Raw genomic sequence first — 5261 nt, forward strand, 5'->3', positions numbered from 1 at the left:
TACAGCTATAAACCTGTTCACTGATTGCTTAACTGAATCCGATAGAGCATGATGCTGGCGTTCACATCAAGGTGTCATGACCCGTCTAACGTAGACTGCGGTGAGTCTTGGTCTGCACGTTCCGACTATGTAGAGATATGCATAGATATGCATAGTTCTGTATAGGTTTTTCGGAACGGGTAAATTACAATAAATGATCAATTGTCAAGGGGTACAAATGCTGGGTGCATGTCAACACAAGTAGGTTGGGTTTCGACTTCGCTCAACCCAACGCCCCAACACCATGCTGGCTCAAGACGGTTGACCAAATTGGCGATCGTAAACCTCGTCTTCCTTACCGGATTCAACTTTCAGGTTAGAACGTGGTAAGGCGATACAAAGCAATACATACCCTTCCTCTTGCAATTCGGGTCCAAGTCCCATCCCTTCGCTTTGATCCACAGAACCCTCAATGATTTTAGCGGCACAGGTTGTACAAACGCCAGCATTGCAGGCATTGGGTAAATCTATCCCTTGTTCCTCCGCCGCCTGAAGAATCTTTTTGTCCTCTGGGACTTCTATCGTGTGGGTTGTACCTTGGTGATTGATTTCGACGGTGTAAGTCTTGGGCATTGTACCTCTTAGCGGCTTTCCAGGTTGACTTTCCCGGTTCGGGAAAAAATATTGACCGGGATTATTTTAACGTTTGATGCCGGATTCCAGGCTATCCTTAAGTGTATTATGAGACCGACACTCTAGATTCTCATGGTTGATCCGATCGCATCCTCTCGTACCCACCAGGCTGACCCCTCCCTCCCGCCGTCTTGGAACTATGAGGCGACAGTGGCTCAGGTTGAGACGATTATTGAGCAAATCGAGCGGGGGGAACTGGAATTAGCCGAGGTATTTGACCAATTTGCCTCGGCGGTCGAGTATTTGCGTCAATGTGAAGCCTTTCTGCAACAGCGACAACAGCAAATGGATTTGTTGATTGAGACGTTAACCGATGAGTCAGATTCCCAAACTTGATCTCTAACTGTTTGCTCATCTTTTCGATAACAGATTAGCTTGTTCAATCTAGCGTTTTTTGGTTGGGTGATGTACATTATCAAGGGCGCAAGGCTTGCGCCCCTACAGACTTCATGTAGGGTGGGCAAGATTGATAATCCTTGAAATTTGTTATATCTTGCAGATGGTGATTAGAAATTCTCGCTTTTAATTGTATTAATTATTAAGGTTTATTTATGATTAGTTGATGCAAAAGAATGTCTAATCACCCCCAAGGGAGAGAAGGGCTTGATGCATCAGGATGTTGTTCTGGAACTTGAATTCCAGGAACCCAAATTCGTAATCTGTCCCATATATGGCGCAGTGTCATATACACTTCTGTAATATCAGTAATCTCAGTTTGAGCATCAATTTGATCTACCTGAGCTTCTGCTTGCTCACACATCTGCTTAAGCTGCTCAATAACCCTCTGCCTATCTTGTGAAGATCTTGCTCCCTGAAAATTATCTCGAATGAAGATAAAAATTTCAGTAAAAATTGGAATCACGGACGATGAATCAATAGCACATGAAATTGTGTCCGAATATCCCCACCAAATAGCTCCTATGTCTGCCGCTGATCTACCGAGTTCATTTGCCGTATGACAAGCAAAAGCATAAACGGTACGTTGACTTAGCAGTTGTACATCACCACAGGACAAAGCCACATCACCATTGTGACCTTTCAAGGCATTACGAACACCATGACACATGGCAAAGACAGGCAACACATCAGCTTTAGACAATACGGCGATAAGTTCTTTACGTGTTGCTTTCTTTTCAAAAAGTGTGACACAATCCTCTGTTATAATTAGCTTGGCAATAGCGATATTTGCTTGAGTCGATGCGTCATAAGCGGGGACAAATACGATCATTCAGATTCTCTCCGATTCGCTTTTCGCTTCATAAAATCTCGTGCTACTCTAAGTACATCCGATGCATATTGCTGCCCAATTTCTGTACCTTCTTCAATTTGCTTTCGGAGTTCTTCTGCTGTAAACAGCTCTCCTGTTGCCGTTTTCCAAATGACCGTAGTTGCCGGAATGATTTCACGAATAAGCCCAGCAAAAACATCCCGACTAATATTACGGGAAACACTTTCAAAATGAGGTGTTGGTTGTGCAGCTAATAAGGGATCAAGACCTTGTAAAAAGTTCCGCAGTGAAGGTGATCTTGCCTCCGCTCTATCAATATTGATATTTTTCACAAATTGCCAAGAACTAATAGTCTTGCCAAAAGCTAGTTCTGCATGACTTTTTGGACTTTTAATGTCTTCGGGTAACGGCAGTGCAGGTGAGACTTCAATTCCCCATTGAGTTTTGGCGTTTTCTATAGCTGTAATCTCATCGGCGAACAGCCAAGCCTCAACTTCTGGAACAGCACAAAAGACTCGTACAGAAGGATATCCTAACCGTCTGTGAGCCTTGTCTAAAGCCTCTGGAACGCTTGCTGCATCACAGTTAACTAAAACAGCACAACTTCTTGTAATACCAGGAGGTAATCCTTGCAAGAAATTTTTGAGGTTACTTTTAGCAACTGCATTTATTTTAATCTTATCTAGAGGATAATTAGCCGCTTCTAGAATCCAAGATATAATCTGAATGTGATTTTTATTTTCAACAATAAGTTGAATTGATCCATCTTGCATAATATCATAATACCTTAAATTAAAAACTTAAATTATAACTAAATCATAGGTTTAGTTATTTTTGTCATAAGTTAAGCATAGCAAGATTGGTATATCATGATCAATAAGCGTGACGAATTAGACTTATCTGCTAATTAGCTGACATGACAATACTATATCTAGGGGTTTATGTCCTCAATTAGCGATCCCACCTACTACATATAGGAATTTTCTCTATTTGATGAACAGGTCTAGTGCTAATTTAATTTGAGCAATCGCTACTCACGCCAACAAATCATCAATCGCCACACCAAACCCATCTAACACCTGCTGTGTCCTGACAATATCACCCTGATTAAATAAAACTTGTTGCTGTTGTGTAATCACCAAAACCCATTGACTCTCAGGAAACACTAACCAAACTTCCTGACACTGCGATCGCAGATACTCTTTGACCTTACCAAAAACCTCTTCCGCCCCATCTGTCGGCGAAATAATCTCAGCAATTAAAGGGAAACTTTGAGATAAAACTGTAAACTCGCCAAATTGTTCCACCAGTTCCGGAGTGAGGTAAGATACATCAGGACGACGCCCCCGTTCCCCTGTCCAACATGGCGTTTCCGTGTAAACATCTCCGCCTAGACTCTGCTCCTCGTTATAATTTCCCCAATATCGAGCTAATCGTGCTTGAATTCGACCATGTTTGGCTGTCATCCCTTGCTTCTCCACCAACTGACCATCTACCCATTCTGTATGGTCAGGGGGATTCAGCAAATAGTCTTCGACAGAGAAAACGAGAGACTCAACCTGAGACTCCTGGGACTTCGCGATCGCGTATGCCATAATCATCCATTATCCGTATTTTCAGTCACCCCTAACAAAGGACAAATGATATCAATTCCGTATACATCTTCATCCTTTGTTAATAGAGAACTAACCTGTCAGTGTAATCTGTGTGACTAATCTCTCATCCCCCTACCCCCATCTCTCCAATAAATCCGTGAAATCAGTGTTTTGACAAAGGACAAATGACAATTAACCCAACATTTCCTGCGCCCGCTTAATATTTTTACGAACTGATTCTGCTGACGTATGCAGGGCGGCGCGTTCGGTATCGGTGAGGTTAATTTCCACAACTTTTTCCACACCTCGACATCCTAACCGTGTGGGGACACCAATAAAAATATCCTTTAAACCATACTCCCCATCCAGATAGGATGATATGGGCAAAAGTCGCGACTGATTATGCAAAATGGCTTCCACCATCGCGCAAGTCGAGGATGCAGGCGCGGAATACGCCCCGCCAGTTTTCATCAGATTCACAATTTCTGCGCCACCATGACGAGTCCGATTTACCAAGCGATCAACTGTTTCCTCATCCATCAGTTCAGTAATCGGAATCCCTCGCACTGTGGAGTAGCGGGGTAAGGGTACCATTAAATCGCCATGACCCCCTAAGACTAACCCACTGACATCCGCAATCGATACCCCTAATTCCATCGCAATAAAGGTTTGGAAACGGGCAGAATCCAGCATTCCCGCCATTCCCATTACCCGTGACACGGGTAATCCTAATGTTTGCCAGACCAAATAGGTCATCACATCCAGGGGATTTGTGACAATAATATACAGAGCATCGGGCGATCGCGCGATCGCTTTTTCCGCCACCTCCACCGCAATCTTGGCATTAATTTTGAGTAAATCATCTCGACTCATCCCCGGTTTACGGGGTAAACCCGCCGTGATGATCACCACATCAGACCCGGTGGTATCCATATAGTCATTGGTGCCAATAATCTCGCGATTGTGACAATCCATTCCCTGTGCCTGCATTAAATCCAGGGCAATGCCTTGGGGAATACCGGGAACAATGTCTAAAAGTACCACATTTGCCAAATTGCGTTGGGCAATCCGGTGCGCCAACGTGCTACCGACGTGACCCGCACCAATGACGGTGACGCGGTGATCATTGCAAGCGATAGGTAAATTCGAGGAAGATGCCATGGCTATAGATCGATTCTGCGATCGCGACTAGACTACAGGCGTGGCACAGCTAACATGGCGCAATTTTACAGCTTTTTTGGGCGCAAGCCTGGATTTTTGACCAGGCTAATGGAGCAAATTAGGCGTGTCACGCTACTACTTTACCCAGTGACTTCGAGTTGGTCGAGGCGAAACCAAATATTCGGGGTCGGTACATAAAACTTGACTAAGGCATAGTCACCCCGGGTATCGACCACTTCCCCATCACTTTCAAACAGGTAAGGAGGAAAGCGAGTATCACTGGCTTTAGCTTCCACACTATTATCCAACGTTTCGCGATTTACGCGCACTAATGCGCCTTTTTTGAGTTTGCCTGCCATTACTTATCCCTAATATCGATATGAGTCAACGCTTTCCAGCCATTATCCCTCATAATTCACGTCTGAGTGTAGGGGCGACCCGCTTGTACTAATTAGGGGTTGCTGAATAAGTCTGGTGGTGGGGATAGGGAGCTGGGGAAGCAGGGGGAGCTGGGGGAGCTGGGGAAGCAGGGGGAGCTGGGGAAGCAGGGGGAGCTGGGGAAGCAGGGGGAGCTGGGGAAGCAGGGGGAGCTGGGGAAGCAGGGG

The 5261-nt window shown here is 44.8% G+C and carries 7 protein-coding genes; 1 reads left to right on the forward strand and 6 read right to left on the reverse strand.

Annotated features, from left to right (window positions below; all coding sequences use genetic code 11):
- Positions 1–291: 291 nt before the first annotated feature.
- Positions 292–612 (reverse strand): 2Fe-2S iron-sulfur cluster-binding protein, encoded by a 321-nt coding sequence (locus tag RIC07_RS08620; protein WP_446336493.1) that lies wholly within the window; start codon positions 610–612, stop codon positions 292–294.
- A gap of 132 nt (positions 613–744) precedes the next feature.
- On the opposite strand from RIC07_RS08620, the gene xseB reads away from it, so the two are divergent.
- On the forward strand, positions 745–1008 hold the full coding sequence (gene xseB / locus RIC07_RS08625) for an exodeoxyribonuclease VII small subunit (RefSeq protein WP_446394158.1): 264 nt from the start codon (positions 745–747) through the stop codon (positions 1006–1008).
- Positions 1009–1252: 244 nt separating this feature from the next.
- Here the strand turns inward: xseB and RIC07_RS08630 are convergent, their stop codons facing one another.
- The 5 genes from RIC07_RS08630 to ndhO form a co-directional block, all read right to left on the reverse strand.
- Positions 1253–1900 carry a hypothetical protein gene (locus RIC07_RS08630; protein WP_446353980.1) on the reverse strand — a complete coding sequence of 216 codons (648 nt, stop codon included), beginning with the start codon at positions 1898–1900 and terminating at the stop codon, positions 1253–1255.
- A complete protein-coding gene (locus RIC07_RS08635; RefSeq protein ID WP_446394159.1) occupies positions 1897–2673 on the reverse strand; it encodes a hypothetical protein in 777 nt (258 codons plus the stop codon). The genes RIC07_RS08630 and RIC07_RS08635 overlap by 4 nt, the downstream gene beginning before the upstream one ends.
- 261 nt (positions 2674–2934) lie before the next feature.
- Entirely contained in the window at positions 2935–3501 is a 567-nt protein-coding gene (locus tag RIC07_RS08640) for a Uma2 family endonuclease (RefSeq protein WP_446394160.1), read from the reverse strand.
- Positions 3502–3687: 186 nt separating this feature from the next.
- Positions 3688–4656: a malate dehydrogenase gene (gene mdh, locus RIC07_RS08645; RefSeq protein WP_446394161.1), complete on the reverse strand. Its 969-nt coding sequence runs from the start codon at positions 4654–4656 to the stop codon at positions 3688–3690.
- A gap of 140 nt (positions 4657–4796) precedes the next feature.
- Positions 4797–5015 (reverse strand): NAD(P)H-quinone oxidoreductase subunit O, encoded by a 219-nt coding sequence (ndhO, locus tag RIC07_RS08650; protein ID WP_446394162.1) that lies wholly within the window; start codon positions 5013–5015, stop codon positions 4797–4799.
- Between the last annotated feature and the right edge of the window lie 246 nt (positions 5016–5261).

Origin of the sequence: Coleofasciculus sp. E1-EBD-02 (assembly GCF_040218245.1) — a bacterium.
Lineage (GTDB): Bacteria > Cyanobacteriota > Cyanobacteriia > Cyanobacteriales > Coleofasciculaceae > Coleofasciculus.